Here is a 14,033-nt window from a genome sequence, read left to right on the forward strand (position 1 = left end):
CGCCGGCCGGCCGCCCCTGGGGGGCGGGCCGCCGCTGTGGGGCCGGATCGAGCCGGCCGCGTCGAGCCGGTCGGGTCGAGCCGGTCGGGTCGAGCCGGTCGGGTCAGGCTGGGCGGGTCAGGCCAGTCGGACCACGGCCCGCGACATGCCCAGCACCTTTTGCCCGGCGCTGATCGCGGTCAGGTCGACCCGGACCTTGTTGTCGTCGAGCTTGGCGGCGACCTTGCCGCTGACCTCGATCAGGGCGCCGGTGTCGTCGTTCGGGACCACGACCGGCTTGGTGAAGCGGACGCCGTACTCGACGACCGCACCCGGGTCGCCGGTCCAGTCGGTGACGACGCGGATGGCCTCGGCCATGGTGAACATGCCGTGGGCGATCACGTCCGGGAGGCCGACCTCCTTGGCGAACTTCTCGTTCCAGTGGATCGGGTTGAAGTCACCGGAGGCGCCGGCGTACTGGACGAGCGTGGCGCGGGTCACGGGGAAGGATGCCGCCGGGAGCTCGGTGCCGACCTCGACCTCGTCGTACTTGATCTTCGCGGTCATCTCAGGCCTCCTCGGGGGCGCGGGAGACGAGCTTCGTCCACGCCGTCACCACGTGCTCACCGGTCTCGTCGTGGACCTCGCCGCGGATGTCGATGATGTCGTTGCCCGCCAGGGTCTTGACCGCCTCGATGGTGGAGGTCACCGAGAGCCGGTCACCCGCGCGTACGGGGCGGTGGTAGGCGAACTTCTGGTCGCCGTGGACGACCCGGCTGTAGTCCAAGCCGAGCTGGGGGTCCGCGACGACCTGGCCCGCAGCGGCGAAGGTGATCGCGAAGACGAAGGTCGGCGGGGCGATCACGTCCTGGTAGCCGGCGGCCTTGGCGGCTTCTGCATCGGTGTAGACGGGGTTCGCATCCCCGACCGCGACCGCGAACTCGCGGATCTTCTCGCGGCCGACCTCGTACGGATCGGTGGGCGGGTAGCTCCGCCCGACGAAGGACTGGTCGAGCGCCATGGCTCCCTACCTCCTGTGGAAAGTGACGGACACGGACACGGGCACGGGCACGATTACGGACACGGGCGCAGGCACGGACGGGGACCCGGGATCCCGGAAACGACACGAGGCCGCCCCCGGTGAAGGGGACGACCTCATGGCGTTGCCTATGTTCGAGACTGCGCCGGTGTCAGCGGGTCTCGCGGTGCGCGGTGTGCGAGTTGCAGCGCGGGCAGTGCTTCTTCATCTCAAGACGGTCCGGGTTGTTACGCCGGTTCTTCTTGGTGATGTAGTTCCGCTCCTTGCACTCCACGCAGGCCAGCGTGATCTTCGGGCGGACGTCGGTGGCAGCCACGTGAGTGCTCCTTGACGGACTAATGGACGGATCGAACGCATAAAAGAGTAGCCGATCGGGAGACCGACCCCGCAATCGGCTACTGTGGGTAGCGGCGACCGGACTTGAACCGGTGACACAGCGATTATGAGCCGCTTGCTCTACCGACTGAGCTACGCCGCTTTGATGCGAGCGGCTCCCCCACCCGAGGGTGGGGGGCCTCTCTCACCAGAGCCCCAATGCGGAATCGAACCGCAGACCTTCTCCTTACCATGGAGACGCTCTACCGACTGAGCTATTGGGGCGAGCGAGGAAGACATTACACGGTTGCCAGCCGATCGCCCAAATCCATTGCCGGGACCGCCCCCGGGCCCGGTTCCGGAACGGTGCGCGGGCCCGTGCGCAGCCCCCTGGGAGGCCGTGTGCAAGGCCGTGCGCCCGCCGTACGCAGCCCGTATGCCGGCTGTACGCAGCCCGTATGCCGGCCGTACGCAGCCCGTATGCCGGCCCCGCCCCGGCCCCCGTACGCGCCCCCGGCGGGCACGCCGCGCGCCAGCGGGTCCGGGTGGCACGGCGGTACGACTAATGCGGCCTGCGCGGAGGTGGGCGCCTCGCGCCCTAGGCTCTGGACACGCTGCGTGATCTTGGGCCGCAGGGGCCGCCCGCGCGGGCCCCGACCCCCGGCCCCGGCCCCCCGACCCAGGACCCGCCCGAGCCACCGCACCACCGCAGGAGCGCGATGTCCGACAGCCAGCCGCAGCAGCCGCCCCCGTCCCCCCGCAGCGGCCGCGGCGACGGCGGCCAGGGGTCCTCGCCCGGCGGCCGCGGCGGGGTCCCGGACCCGGGCGCGCACGCCGCCGCCGCCGAGTCCGCCGCACTGCTGCTCGCCGGGGCCCGCCTCGCGGACGGCCGCACGGTCGACGTCCGCCTCGGCGGCGGCCGGATCCGGGCCGTCGGCGCCGCCGGCAGCCTGCCCGCCGTGGGGCCGGCCCGGGTGGACCTGTCCGGCTTCCTCCTGCTGCCGGCCCCCGCCGAGCCGCACGCCCACGGGGACACCGCCCTGACCGCCGATGCCGAGGGGCCCGTCTCGTACGCGCCGGACCGGGTGCAGCGCCGCGCCACCGAGGCCGCCCTGCTCCAGCTCGGCCACGGCGCGACGGCCCTGCGCTCGCACGTCCGCATCGGCGGGGCGCACGGCCTCGGCCCGCTGCAGGCCGTACTCGCCGCCCGTCGCTCGCTGCGCGGGCTCGCCGACCTGACCGCGGTGGCCGCGCCCCGACTGCTGACCGGGTCCGCGGGCGCGGACGGGCTCGCCATGCTGCGGGACGCGGTCAGGATGGGCGCTTCCGTCATCGGCGGCTGCCCGGACCTCGACCCGGACCCGGCCGGCTTCCTGGAGGCCGTACTGGGGCTCGCCGCCGAGCACGGCTGCCCCGTCGACCTGCACACGGACGGCGACGACCCCGGCCGGCTGGCCCGGCTCGCCGCGATGGCCGACGGGATGCGGCCGGGGGTGACGATCGGCCCGTGCGGCGGCCTGTCGCGGCTCCCGCTGGAGACGGCCCACCGGGCCGCCGACCGGCTGGCCGCGGCCGGCGTACGGGTGACCTGCCTGCCCCAGGGCGACTGCGCGACCCTGGAGCGGCGGGGCCTGCGCACCGCGCCCGTACGGCTGCTGCGCGCCGCCGGGGTACGGGTCGCGGCCGGCAGCGGGGCGCTGCGCGATGCCGGGAACCCGGTCGGGCGGGGCGACCCGCTGGAGGCCGCGTACCTGCTGGCCTCCCAGGGCGGGCTGCGGCCGGCGGAGGCCTACGACGCGGTGAGCGCCGCCGCCCGGGAGGTGATGGGCCTGCCGGAGGTGCGGGTGGAGGCCGGGTTCCCGGCGGAGCTGGTCGCGGTGCGCGGGGACCGGATCGCGGGGGTGCTGTCCCTGGCGTACAGCCGGATCGTGATCCACCGCGGTCGGGTGGTCGCCCGGACGAGCGCCGTGCGCGAGTACTGCGACTCGGCGGTCGCGGTGGCCCTGGACCTGCCCCGGCAGGGCCGTATGGAGCCCGGCCCCTGAGCGTCGGGCGGGTGTTCGCGGGCGGGCGGGCCCGGGTCGTCGTACGGTCGGCTCATGCGCATCGTCATCGCGGGTGGACACGGTCAGATCGCGCTGCGGCTGGAGCGGTTGCTCGCCGTGCGCGGGTACGAGGTCGCGGGCATCATCCGCGACCGGACGCAGGGCGACGACCTGCGGGAGGCCGGCGCCGAACCGGTGCTGTGCGACCTGGAGTCGGCGACGGTCGAGCACGTGGCGGGCATCCTGCAGGGCGCGGACGCGGCGGTGTTCGCGGCGGGGGCGGGCCCGGGCAGCGGGATCGCCCGCAAGGACACGGTGGACCGGGGCGCGGCGGTCCTGTTCGCGGATGCGGCCGAACGGGCGGGGGTGCGGCGGTTCCTGATCGTGTCTTCGATGGGCGCGAACGCGCAGCACGAGGGCGACGAGGTGTTCGACGCCTACCTGCGGGCGAAGGGCGAGGCGGACGACCACGTCCGTACCCGCCTCGGCCTGGAGTGGACCGTCCTGCGCCCGGGGTCGCTGGTCGACGACCCCGGGACGGGGCTGGTCCGCCTGGAGGCGCACGCGGGGGGCGGGGCGGTGCCGCGGGACGACGTGGCGGCGGTGCTGGCGGAGCTGCTCGAAACCCCGGCGACGGCCGGTCTGACGCTGGAGCTGGTCTCGGGCTCGGTCCCGGTGACGGTGGCCGTCAAGGACGTGGCGGGCAACTGAGCGGACGCGAGGTGACGGGCGGTCAGAAGTCGGCGGTGACCTCGTCGTCGGACCGCCCGACGGAGTCCTGCTCGTACTGTTCCTCGTAGGCGGCGCGGATGGTTTCGATGCGCGCGCTGCGCGCCTCCGCCTCCTGTTCCGGGTACAGCAGCACGACCTCGTAGGACTGCTCGCGGACCATCGCACCGTCGGCCGCCCGCCACCGCCCGACCCCGTCGAGCACGGTGAGGCCCTCGGGGAAGGCGGGGGTGATCTCCCGGTCCAGGAACCGGATGAACTCCTGCTCGGTGACCGCGGGCCGGCCGGCGGGCCGCCCGGTGCCGAAGTAGAGGCGGGTCTCGCGGTACGGCTCCTGGCCGGGTCCCTGCAGGGCGGCCCCGACGAGGGCCGGGATGCCGGCAGCGAGGAGGGCGAGGAGCACCCCGCCGCCGGCCTTGCCGCGGGTGTGGGAAATCCAAGTCACCCCCGGTGAACGACCCGGAGCCGCGGACGGGACGCCGGCTTCACCCGCCCGGCCGCACGCGGCGCCACCGGTCACGGGCTCTCCAGTCGCCGGCGCCACCACGGATCGCGCGGGGCGGCGTACGGGTCGGGCAGCGTACGGGCGAGGAACCGCTCGTCGAGCGGCGCGAGCACGGCCCGCAGCTGTCGCGCCGCGCTCGGCGGCAGCGCGTGGCAGACGTCCTCCAGCACCTGCCGGTGGTCCCCGCCCCAGGGCGGCTCGCAGCACGGGTAGTGCGTCGTGAAGTCCGGGTAGCGGACCCGGGGCCCGGGGCCGTACGCGAGCTCGCGCCAGCCCAGCCAGGCGGCGTGCGCGGCCCCCGGCTCGTAAAGGCGCCGTTCGACGCGGGCGATCCCGGCCAGGGCCTTGCCGGAGATCCGGGGGATCACGGCCCGCCCGCCCTGCGGCGGGTGCGGGGTGCGGTGCAGGTCTCGCCGGACCTGCGCGGGTGCCTTACGCGGCATGGGCCTTTCGGCGGGGGATGCGGTTCACGCGGCCATGGTGCCCGCACCCCGACCCCGGGCGCACCGTGTTTTCCGCCGGTCCGGGCACGCAGAACGGCCCCTGATCGCGTTTCCGCAGATCAGGGGCCGTTCTTTCCATGTGGCGGCGCCAGGATTCGAACCTGGGTAGGCTAAGCCGACGGATTTACAGTCCGCTCCCATTGGCCACTCGGGCACACCGCCATGGGACGTCGCCTTCGAGTCCGCTTTCCGGCGGTGCTCCCTGGCAACGACGTAAACAATACCCGATGCTCCGGGGTGCTTCGCCACCGGATTGATCAGCGCCGGCGGCGGGTGCGGTGGCTAGGCTTTGCGGAGCGGGCCGGGTGGGCCGGCCGCGGCCCCTCCGGGGCACCGACAGCCGACTTCAAGGAGCCACAGCACATGGCCGACTCCAGTTTCGACATCGTCTCGAAGGTCGAGCGGCAGGAGGTCGACAACGCCCTCAACCAGGCCGCCAAGGAACTCTCGCAGCGCTACGACTTCAAGGGCACCGGCGCCTCCATCTCCTGGTCCGGCGAGAAGATCCTGATGGAGGCGAACTCGGAGGACCGGGTCAAGGCCGTCCTGGACGTGTTCGAGACCAAGCTGGTCAAGCGCGGGATCTCGCTCAAGGCGCTGGACGCGGGCGAGCCCCAGCTCTCCGGCAAGGAGTACAAGATCTTCGCTTCGATCCAGGAGGGCATCTCCCAGGAGAACGCCAAGAAGGTCGCGAAGATGATCCGCGACGAGGGTCCGAAGGGCGTCAAGGCGCAGGTCCAGGGCGAGGAGCTGCGCGTCAGCTCCAAGAGCCGCGACGACCTCCAGGCCGTTCAGGCGCTGCTCAAGGGCAAGGACCTGGACTTCGCGATCCAGTTCGTGAACTACCGCTGATCAAGGTAGCTGACCTGCGGAAACACATGCGGCTCAGCTGACTCGCCTCGGCCTCTTGTGCGCCCCCGGCGCGGGCCCGTCCGTCGCGACGGGTGGGCCCGCGGGGTGTGCGGGAGCTGCTCGGCGCAGGTCGAGCGGCGTCACGTCGCCCGGCCGGCGGGATCGCCCTCGCGGTTCTGCGGGCGGGGGTGGCCGCGGCCCGCCCGTCGTGCGGGTTCTAGGCTGGGCGGGTGATCGAGGGGTCTGGGGCGGCTGGTGCCGTGGTGGAGCTGGGGGGCGGGCGTGCCGGGGAGGTGCGGCTGAGGTTCGCTCAAGCCGTGCGGCCGTATCCGGAGTTCCCGGGCGATCCGCTGCTCGACTTCCTCGTGACGGCCCGTGGGGAGCGGGCTGACGTCGAGGTGCGCGTGCGCACCTTCGACGGGGACGGGCTCGACTCCTTCCTCGGCCGGTTGGCCGAGGACTTCCGGGGGTGGGAGGGGGCCCGCATCTGGGGCTCGGTGAACGGCGATCTGACGCTCTCGGCCCGGCACGGCTCCGGCGGCCACGTGAGCCTCACCTGGGGCCTGCACGATCAGGCGCCCGACGCGAACTGGCATTTCGAGGCCACGACGGTGCACGAGGCGGGCGAGGACATGCGCGGCCTCGCCGCCGCCGTGTCCGTCTTCCTCCGGAGCAGCGTGTGATCTGCACGGAGGCTCTCCGGCCCGGCCGTCCGGATCGGCCCTTCTGCCATCCGGAGGGGACGGGGCCGTAGCCCGGGGGCGTGGGGGACGTGTGCCCCGCGTGCGCGGCGTGTGCGCCCGGGAGGCCCCCGGTGGGGGCTTGGGCTGCGGGGTGCGCGCCCAGCAGGCTGGGGGCATCCGTCCACGACCGCGTCAGGGGGTCTCGCATGCCTTGGACCGGCACGTTCCGCGAGGATTTCGGGGCTTCCGTCGTCGTCGCGCTGGTCGCCTTGCCACTGTGCCTGGGGGTGGCGGTCGCCTCCGGCGTGCCGGCCGAGTGGGGGATCGTCACCGGCGTGGTCGGCGGGCTGGTCACCGGGTGGTTCCGGGGCAGCGCGCTCCAGGTGAGCGGGCCGGCCGCCGGATTGACCGTGCTCGTGTACGAGGCGGTCTCCACGCACGGCCCGGCCGCGCTCGGCGTACTGGTGCTGGTGGCCGGGACGCTGCAGGTCGCGATGGGGCTGCTGCGGCTCGGGCGGTGGTTCCGGGCGATCTCCGTGGCGGTCGTGCAGGGGATGCTGGCGGGGATCGGGCTCGTGCTGATCGCCGGGCAGCTGTACGCGGTGGGCGGGCTGCGGGCGCCCGGCGCGACGCTGGAGAAGCTGGCGGCTGCGCCGGCGCTGGCGGGGCAGGCCGACTGGACGGCGGTGGCGCTGGGCGCCGGGACCATCGCGGTGATCGTGGGCTGGCGGCGGATGCCGGCACGGCTGCGGCTGGTGCCGGGTGCGCTCGTCGGGGTGGCGGCCGCGACGGCGGTGTGCGTGCTGCTGCGGCTTCCGGTGGAGAAGGTGCGGGTGGAGGGGGTCGTGGAGGCGCTGGCTCCGCCGGGCTGGGGCGAGTTCGGGGTGCTGGCGTCGGCGGGGGCCTGGGGGACCGTGGTCGCCCTGGCGTTGATCGCCTCCGCGGAGACCCTGTTCAGCGCGGCCGCCGTGGACCGGATGCACGACGGGCCGCGGACCCACTACGACCGGGAGCTCGTCGCACAGGGGGTCGGCAACACCGTGTGCGGGCTGCTGGGCGCGCTGCCGATGACCGCGGTGATCGTACGCAGCGCCGCCAATGTGGAGGCCGGGGCGCGGACCCGGGCGGCCCGGGTCATGCACGGCGCTTGGCTGCTGTTGTTCGCCGTGGCGCTGCCGCAGCTGCTGGCGGCGGTGCCGTTGGCCGCGCTGGCCGGGGTGCTGCTGCACGCGGGCTGGAAGCTGCTGCCGGGGCGGGCGGTGGCCGCGCTGTGGCGGACGCACCGGGGCGAGGCCGTGGTGTTGGTGGCGACGGCGGCCGCGATCGTGGCCACGAACCTCTTCGAGGGGGTGTTGGTCGGGCTGGGGATCGCCATCGCGAAGGCGGCCTGGGAGACCTCCCACGTGCACGTCGAGCAGGTGGCGGAGGAGGGCGGGGAGCTGTGCGTACGGGTCCTGGGGAACGCCAGTTTCCTGCGGCTGCCGAAACTGCTGGACGCGCTGGACGCCTTGCCGGCCGGGCAGCCGGTGCGGTTGGACCTGAGCGGGCTGCGCCACCTCGACCACGCCTGCCTGACCGCCTTGCACGGGTGGGAGCGCGGGCGGGCCCCGGTGGCCGGCCGCGAGGGCGTGGGCTGACCCCTACCGGCGACGGCTGACCCGTACCGGCGACGGCGCGCGTCAGGTCCCGTCCTGGTCCGTGCCCCTGGGGCTTCCGTCGCGCGCCGAGTCGTAGCCGACGAAGTAGGTGGGGCGGCGCTGGACCGCGGTGTAGATGCGGCCGATGTACTCGCCGAGCAGGCCGACGCAGATCAGCTGGATGCCGCCGAGGAAGAGCATGGCGACGAACAGCGACGTCCAGCCGGGCACCGTCTGGCCGGCCAGGAACACCCCGAGCGAGACGGCGATCATCACGAGGCAGGCGAGGAAGCTGACCACGCCGAGCCAGGTCGCCAGCCGCAGCGGGGCCGCGGAGAAGTTGGTGATGCCGTCGACGGCGAGCCGGATCATCTTGCTCAGCGGGTACTTGGTCTCGCCCGCGACCCGCTCGCCCCTGCGGTAGGTGACCTGGCCGCTGGGGAAGCCGAGCCAGGGCACGAGCAGCCGGTACACCTGGTGCTGGTCGGGCAGGGCCTTGAGGGCCTCCACGGCCTCGCGGCTGAGCAGCCGGAAGTCCCCGGCCTGCGCGGGCACCTGCTTGCCGACCAGGCGGCGCATCAGCCAGTAGTAGGCGCCTGCGGTGTGGCGTTTGAAGCCGGTGTCGGTGCTGCGGTCGGAGCGGACGCCGTAGACGATGTCGAGCTGCTGGGAGCGGGCGAGGTCCAGCATCTCCGGGATCTTCTCCGGCGGGTCCTGGAGGTCGGCGTCGAGGCTGGCGACGTACGCGCCGACGGAGCGGTGCAGGCCGGCCCGCAGGGCCGCCTGGTGGCCGGAGTTGCCGCGCAGCCGGACGATCCGCAGCTCGGGCCAGTCGGTGCGGAACTTCTCCAGCAGCTCGGCGGTCCGGTCGGTGCTGCCGTCGTCGACGGCCACCACCTCGTACGCGGCCCCCGTGCCGTCCAGCACCGGCCGGAGCCGGGCCACCAGGGCGGGGAGGGCTTCTTCCTCGTTGTACATCGGCACGATGACCGACAGGGTCGTGCCCGTGATCGCAGCCGACACTGGTTCTTTCCTGCCCGTGGTTGAGGCGGCGCCGCCGACCGGCTTACCGGGACGCGAACGGGGCGTCGGTGGGAACGATCTCGCGGCCCAGCGGCAGCAGGGAGAGCGGGACCATCTTGAAGTTGGCGATGCCGAACGGGATGCCGATGATCGTGATGCACAGCGCGATGCCGGTCGCGATGTGGCCCAGGGCCAGCCACCAGCCCGCCAGGATGAGCCACAGTGCGTTGCCGATGCACGACCCGGCGCCCGCGTCATGGCGTTCGACCGCGGTGTACCCGAAGGGCCACAGGGCGTAGAGCGCGATGCGGAACGCCGCTATGCCGAACGGGATGCCGATGATGGTGATGCACAGCAGCGCGCCGGCGAGGCAGTAGCCGAGGAACAGCCAGATGCCGCTGAGCACGAGCCAAATGATGTTGAGGACGGTCTTCACTGACTGCGGCCTGCCATCTGTTCGAGCCGGGCGATGCGCTCGGCCATCGGAGGGTGGGTGGAGAACATCTTAGAAAGGCCCGGGCCGGGGCGGAACGGATTGGCGATCATCATGTGGCTCGCGGTCTCCAGTCTGGGCTCGGGGGGCAGGGGGCGCTGTTTGACGCCGGCGTCCAGCTTGCGCAGGGCGTCGGCCAGGGCGAGCGGGTCTCCGGTGAGCTGGGCGCCGGAGGCATCGGCCTCGTACTCGCGGGACCGGCTGATGGCCAGCTGGATCACGGAGGCGGCCAGCGGGCCCAGGATCATGATCAGCAGGAAGCCGATGATGCCGGGGCCCTCGTCGTCGTCGGAGCGACCGACCGGTATGAGCCAGGCGAAGTTCACCAGGAACATGATCACGGAGGCAAGTGCTCCGGCGACCGAGGAGATCAAGATGTCGCGGTTGTAGACGTGGCTCAGCTCGTGGCCGATGACCCCGCGCAGCTCGCGCTCGTCGAGGATGCGCAGGATTCCCTCGGTGCAGCAGACCGCGGCGTTGCGCGGGTTGCGGCCGGTGGCGAAGGCGTTCGGCGCGTCGGTGGGCGAGATGTAGAGCCGGGGCATGGGCTGGCGTGCGGAAGTGGAGAGCTCGCGCACCATGCGGTAGAGCGCGGGGGCCTCGAACTCGCTCACGGGGCGGGCGCGCATCGCGCGTAGAGCCAGCTTGTCGCTGTTCCAGTACGCGTAGGCGTTGGTGGCGAGGGCGACGAGGACGGCGATGATCAGGCCGCCCCGCCCGAAGAGGCTCCCGATGAAGATGATGAGTGCGGACAGCCCGCCGAGGAGTACGGCGGTCTTCAGCCCGTTGTGCCGGCGGTGCACGGTACGCCCTCCAAATGGTGCGGCGGGGGACCTCGCGAGGGGCCCACGGTCCAGTGGACCCTTCCTTCCTGGTCAACGCGAGGTGAGGGCGTCTGGTTCCCGGGCCCGCGCCGCCCCGGCCGCCCCGGTGGCGGGCGCGGCACGGCACGGGCGGGCGTTGCTCCGTCGGGGTGGGCGCGGGCCCGTACGGGCCCCGGCGGCCGCGGAGCCGTATCCGGCCCCGCGGGCGGGAGTCCGTACGGCCGGTCCGTACGGCCTACAGCGGGAAGAGGCCGCCTGCCGCGAACCGCAGCACCAGCTGCGGGTCGCCCGACAGCACCACCGAGACGGCGGCCGTGGCCGCGATCGCGACGGCGACGGGCCACGGCGTCCCGGCACGGACCTCGGCGCCGCCCCCGGCCCCGCCCTCGGCGGCCCGGGGCGCGGTACCGGCGCCGGCCCCGGCGGCCGGGGCCGGCTCGGCGGCGCGGAAGAGCACCGCGGTCCAGCGCAGGTAGTAGTACAGGGCGATGACGACGTTGACGGCCATGACCACGGCCAGCCAGCCCAGGCCCGCGTCCACCGCGGAACCGAAGACGGCGACCTTGGCGAACAGGCCGATGATGCCGGGCGGGAGGCCGGCCAGGCAGAGCAGGAAGAAGGCCAGGGCGAGGGCGGCGGCGGGCCGCTCGGCGTACAGGCCGCGGTAGTCGCTGATCCGCTGCAGCGGCTTCGTGCGGCCCACGAGGGCGGCGACGGCGAAGGCGCCGAGGTTCACGGCGGCGTACATCAGGGCGTAGGCGACGGTGGAGCCGATCTGGTCGCGGTGGGAGTACGCGGCGGCGGCGATCGGGACGAGCAGGTAGCCGGCCTGGCCGACGGAGGACCAGGCGAGCAGCCGTACGGCGCCGCCGGGCCGGTCGGCGGGCTGGCGCAGTGCGGCGGCGTTGCCGAGCGTCATGGTGAGCGCGGCGAGGACGGCGAGGGCGGGGCCCCAGATGTCGGAGTACGCCGGGAAGGCGATGACGGTGACGAGGATGAGGCCGGTGAAGCCGACGGCCTTGCCGATCACGGACAGGTAGCCGGCGACGGGCAGCGGCGCGCCGACGTAGGTGTCCGGGACCCAGAAGTGGAAGGGGACGGCAGCGGTCTTGAAGGCGAAGCCGACGAGGGTGAGCGCGACACCGGCCATGGCGAGGGTGTCGAGCTGCCCGGGGACGTCCTCCAGCCGGTCGGCGACCTGGACCAGGTGCAGGGAGCCGGTGGCGGCGTACACGAGGCTGATGCCGAACAGGGAGACGGCGGTGGCCGTGACGGAGGACAGGAAGAACTTGAGGGCGGCCTCGGAGGAGAGCCGGTCGCCGCGGCGCATGCCGACGAGGGCGAAGGCGGGCAGGGAGGCGACCTCCAGGGCGACGATCAGCGTGGCGAGGTCGCGGGAGGCGGGCAGCAGGGCCGCGCCGGCGGCGGACGACAGCAGCAGGAACCAGTACTCGCCGGCCGGCATGCGCGCGTCGTGGACGGCGGTGACCGACAGCAGGGCGGTGACGAGGGCGCCGGCCAGGACCAGGAACTGGATCGCCAGCGTGAAGGGGTCGGCGGTGTAACTGCAGGCGGCCGGGTCGGCGGTGAGGCAGAAGGTGGCCCGGTCGCCGGCGCGCAGCGGCAGCAGGGAGGCGGTGGCGGCGGCGAGGCCGGCCACGGAGGCCCAGCCGAGCAGCGGCTTGCGGTGCTCGGCGGCGAAGAGGTCGGCGACCAGTACGACCAGGGCGACCGCGGCGGGGATGACCACCGGCATGATCGCGAGCCAGTCGACGCTCTGGACCAGGCTGGCCGTCGGGGCGTCGGCAGCGGCGGTGGCCGTGTACGGGACCGTCATGCGTTGCCTCCTGCGAGGAGCTTCTGGACGGCCGGATCGGTGAGGCCGAGGAGGACCGCGGGCCACAGGCCGGCGAGGACGGTGAGGGCGACGAGCGGGGTCCAGGCGGCGAATTCGTACCCCTGGACGTCCGCGAGGGCGGGCACGGCGCCGGCGCCGGTCCGCGGCTGCTGCGCGGGGTCGCCCATGCACACCCGCCGTACGACGACCAGCAGGTAGGCGGCGGTGAGCAGGGTGCCGAAGGCGCCCAGCGCCATCCAGGTGAGGAAGGCGGGCCGGGACAGCCCCTCGGCCGGGTCGAAGGCGCCGAACAGGGCCAGCATCTCGCCCCAGAACCCGGCGAGGCCGGGCAGGCCGAGGGAGGCGACGGCGGCGAAGGCCAGCAGCCCGCCGAGGCGGGGGGCGCGGCCGTAGAGGGCGGCGCCGGTGGCTCCCGCGAGGGTGTCGAGGTCGGCGGTGCCGTAGCGGTCCTTGAGCGCGCCGACGAGGAAGAAGAGCAGGCCGGTGATCAGGCCGTGCGCGATGTTGGCGAACAGGGCGCCGTTGACGCCGGTGGGCGTCATGGAGGCGATGCCGAGGAGGACGAAGCCCATGTGGCCGACGGAGGAGTAGGCGATGAGCCGCTTGAGGTCGCCCCCGTTGCCCTTGCGGGCGAGCCACAGGCAGGCGAGGGACCCGTAGACGATGCCGACGGCCGCGAACGCGCCCAGGTACGGGGCGAGGGCGGTCATGCCCTCGGGGGTGGCGGGCAGCAGGATGCGGACGAACCCGTACGTGCCCATCTTGAGCAGGACGCCGGCCAGCAGGACGGAGCCGACGGTGGGGGCGGCCGTGTGTGCGTCGGGCAGCCAGCTGTGCAGCGGCCACATCGGGGTCTTCACGGCGAGGCCGATGCCGATGGAGAGGGCGGCCAGCAGTTGGGTGGTGCGCGACAGTCCGCGGCCGTTGTCGGTGGCGAGCGCCACCATGTCGAAGGTGCCGCTGTTCAGGCCGATCAGCAGCAGGCCGAGCAGCATGACCACGGAGCCGAGGAGGGTGTACAGGATGAACTTCCAGGCGGCGGCCTGCCGCTGGGCACCGCCCCAGCGGGCGATGAGGAAGTACATCGGGATGAGGACCATCTCGAACGCGAGGAAGAACAGCAGCAGGTCGAGGACGGCGAAGGTCGCGAGGGTGCCGGACTCCAGGACGAGGAGCAGCGCGACGAAGGCCTTCGGGGAGGGGCCCGCGGGGAGCTTGAAGTAGCTGTAGAGCGCGCAGAGGAAGAACAGCAGCGCGGTCATCACGAGGAGGGGGAGCGAGATGCCGTCGATGCCGAGGTGGATCCGGACGCGCAGCGCCGGGATCCAGCTGATGTCCGTGGTCGCCTGGAAGCGGGCGGGCGTGTCGTGGTCGAAGCCCGCGGTGAGGGCGAGCGCGGCGGCGAGGACCGCGCCGGTGACGGTCACGCCGTGCCGCAGCACGGCTTGTTCGGGACTCCTGCCCTTGAGTCCGGGCGGGGCCGGCAGCAGGGCGGCGGCGGCACCGAGGAGCGGTACGGCCACGGCGAACGCCAGGAGGAACTGCATC

Annotated in this window: 15 protein-coding genes and 3 tRNA genes; 5 read left to right on the forward strand and 13 right to left on the reverse strand. The window is 73.5% G+C overall.

What is annotated here, in order from left to right; all coding sequences use genetic code 11:
- Positions 1 to 117 precede the first annotated feature (117 nt).
- The 5 genes from ACFV7Q_RS14025 to ACFV7Q_RS14045 form a co-directional block, all read right to left on the reverse strand.
- A complete protein-coding gene (locus ACFV7Q_RS14025) occupies positions 118 to 546 on the reverse strand; it encodes a MaoC family dehydratase (protein WP_385428063.1) in 429 nt (142 codons plus the stop codon).
- Position 547: 1 nt separating this feature from the next.
- Complete coding sequence (locus ACFV7Q_RS14030; RefSeq protein WP_385428066.1) at positions 548 to 1,000, reverse strand: MaoC family dehydratase N-terminal domain-containing protein; 453 nt, start codon at positions 998 to 1,000, stop codon at positions 548 to 550.
- Between the two features lie 169 nt (positions 1,001 to 1,169).
- Positions 1,170 to 1,334 (reverse strand): 50S ribosomal protein L33, encoded by a 165-nt coding sequence (rpmG, locus tag ACFV7Q_RS14035; RefSeq protein ID WP_003956487.1) that lies wholly within the window; start codon positions 1,332 to 1,334, stop codon positions 1,170 to 1,172.
- A gap of 89 nt (positions 1,335 to 1,423) precedes the next feature.
- Positions 1,424 to 1,496, reverse strand: a tRNA-Met gene (locus ACFV7Q_RS14040).
- A 49-nt stretch (positions 1,497 to 1,545) separates the two neighbouring features.
- Positions 1,546 to 1,618 (reverse strand) — tRNA-Thr (locus ACFV7Q_RS14045).
- 434 nt (positions 1,619 to 2,052) lie between these two features.
- On the opposite strand from ACFV7Q_RS14045, the gene ACFV7Q_RS14050 reads away from it, so the two are divergent.
- Both ACFV7Q_RS14050 and ACFV7Q_RS14055 read left to right on the forward strand, forming a co-directional pair.
- The gene (locus ACFV7Q_RS14050) at positions 2,053 to 3,378 is read left to right on the forward strand and encodes an amidohydrolase family protein (protein WP_385428069.1); all 1,326 of its coding nucleotides are present in this window, start codon (positions 2,053 to 2,055) and stop codon (positions 3,376 to 3,378) included.
- Positions 3,379 to 3,432: 54 nt separating this feature from the next.
- Positions 3,433 to 4,089, forward strand: coding sequence for an SDR family oxidoreductase (locus ACFV7Q_RS14055; protein WP_385428072.1), 657 nt, complete (start codon positions 3,433 to 3,435; stop codon positions 4,087 to 4,089).
- Between the two features lie 22 nt (positions 4,090 to 4,111).
- Here ACFV7Q_RS14055 and ACFV7Q_RS14060 read toward each other — a convergent pair whose 3' ends face one another.
- The 3 genes from ACFV7Q_RS14060 to ACFV7Q_RS14070 all read right to left on the reverse strand — a co-directional run bounded on the left by ACFV7Q_RS14060 (position 4,112) and on the right by ACFV7Q_RS14070 (position 5,277).
- Positions 4,112 to 4,552, reverse strand: coding sequence for a DUF3574 domain-containing protein (locus tag ACFV7Q_RS14060; protein ID WP_385428075.1), 441 nt, complete (start codon positions 4,550 to 4,552; stop codon positions 4,112 to 4,114).
- Positions 4,553 to 4,623: 71 nt separating this feature from the next.
- Positions 4,624 to 5,055, reverse strand: a complete 432-nt coding sequence (locus ACFV7Q_RS14065) for a hypothetical protein (protein WP_385428078.1) — start codon at positions 5,053 to 5,055, stop codon at positions 4,624 to 4,626.
- Positions 5,056 to 5,195: 140 nt separating this feature from the next.
- Positions 5,196 to 5,277 (reverse strand) — tRNA-Tyr (locus tag ACFV7Q_RS14070).
- 201 nt (positions 5,278 to 5,478) lie between these two features.
- Here ACFV7Q_RS14070 and ACFV7Q_RS14075 point away from each other — a divergent pair.
- The 3 genes from ACFV7Q_RS14075 (at position 5,479) to ACFV7Q_RS14085 (ending at position 8,287) form a co-directional block, all read left to right on the forward strand.
- The gene (locus tag ACFV7Q_RS14075; RefSeq protein ID WP_360624110.1) at positions 5,479 to 5,967 is read left to right on the forward strand and encodes a YajQ family cyclic di-GMP-binding protein; all 489 of its coding nucleotides are present in this window, start codon (positions 5,479 to 5,481) and stop codon (positions 5,965 to 5,967) included.
- Positions 5,968 to 6,260: 293 nt separating this feature from the next.
- Positions 6,261 to 6,650, forward strand: a complete 390-nt coding sequence (locus ACFV7Q_RS14080; protein ID WP_385428212.1) for a DUF6228 family protein — start codon at positions 6,261 to 6,263, stop codon at positions 6,648 to 6,650.
- A gap of 206 nt (positions 6,651 to 6,856) precedes the next feature.
- On the forward strand, positions 6,857 to 8,287 hold the full coding sequence (locus tag ACFV7Q_RS14085) for a SulP family inorganic anion transporter (protein WP_385428081.1): 1,431 nt from the start codon (positions 6,857 to 6,859) through the stop codon (positions 8,285 to 8,287).
- 42 nt (positions 8,288 to 8,329) lie between these two features.
- Here ACFV7Q_RS14085 and ACFV7Q_RS14090 read toward each other — a convergent pair whose 3' ends face one another.
- The 5 genes from ACFV7Q_RS14090 to ACFV7Q_RS14110 all read right to left on the reverse strand — a co-directional run bounded on the left by ACFV7Q_RS14090 (position 8,330) and on the right by ACFV7Q_RS14110 (position 14,032).
- Complete coding sequence (locus tag ACFV7Q_RS14090; RefSeq protein WP_385428083.1) at positions 8,330 to 9,310, reverse strand: glycosyltransferase family 2 protein; 981 nt, start codon at positions 9,308 to 9,310, stop codon at positions 8,330 to 8,332.
- Positions 9,311 to 9,353: 43 nt separating this feature from the next.
- Positions 9,354 to 9,746, reverse strand: coding sequence for a YccF domain-containing protein (locus ACFV7Q_RS14095; RefSeq protein ID WP_385428086.1), 393 nt, complete (start codon positions 9,744 to 9,746; stop codon positions 9,354 to 9,356).
- Complete coding sequence (gene htpX, locus ACFV7Q_RS14100; RefSeq protein ID WP_385428089.1) at positions 9,743 to 10,606, reverse strand: zinc metalloprotease HtpX; 864 nt, start codon at positions 10,604 to 10,606, stop codon at positions 9,743 to 9,745. The genes ACFV7Q_RS14095 and htpX overlap by 4 nt, the downstream gene beginning before the upstream one ends.
- Positions 10,607 to 10,862: 256 nt before the next feature.
- Positions 10,863 to 12,464, reverse strand: a complete 1,602-nt coding sequence (locus ACFV7Q_RS14105) for an NADH-quinone oxidoreductase subunit N (protein WP_385428091.1) — start codon at positions 12,462 to 12,464, stop codon at positions 10,863 to 10,865.
- Complete coding sequence (locus ACFV7Q_RS14110; protein ID WP_385428214.1) at positions 12,461 to 14,032, reverse strand: NuoM family protein; 1,572 nt, start codon at positions 14,030 to 14,032, stop codon at positions 12,461 to 12,463. The genes ACFV7Q_RS14105 and ACFV7Q_RS14110 overlap by 4 nt, the downstream gene beginning before the upstream one ends.
- Position 14,033: the final 1 nt, after the last annotated feature.

Origin of the sequence: Streptomyces sp. NPDC059851 (genome assembly GCF_042732005.1) — a bacterium.
GTDB lineage: Bacteria > Actinomycetota > Actinomycetes > Streptomycetales > Streptomycetaceae > Streptomyces.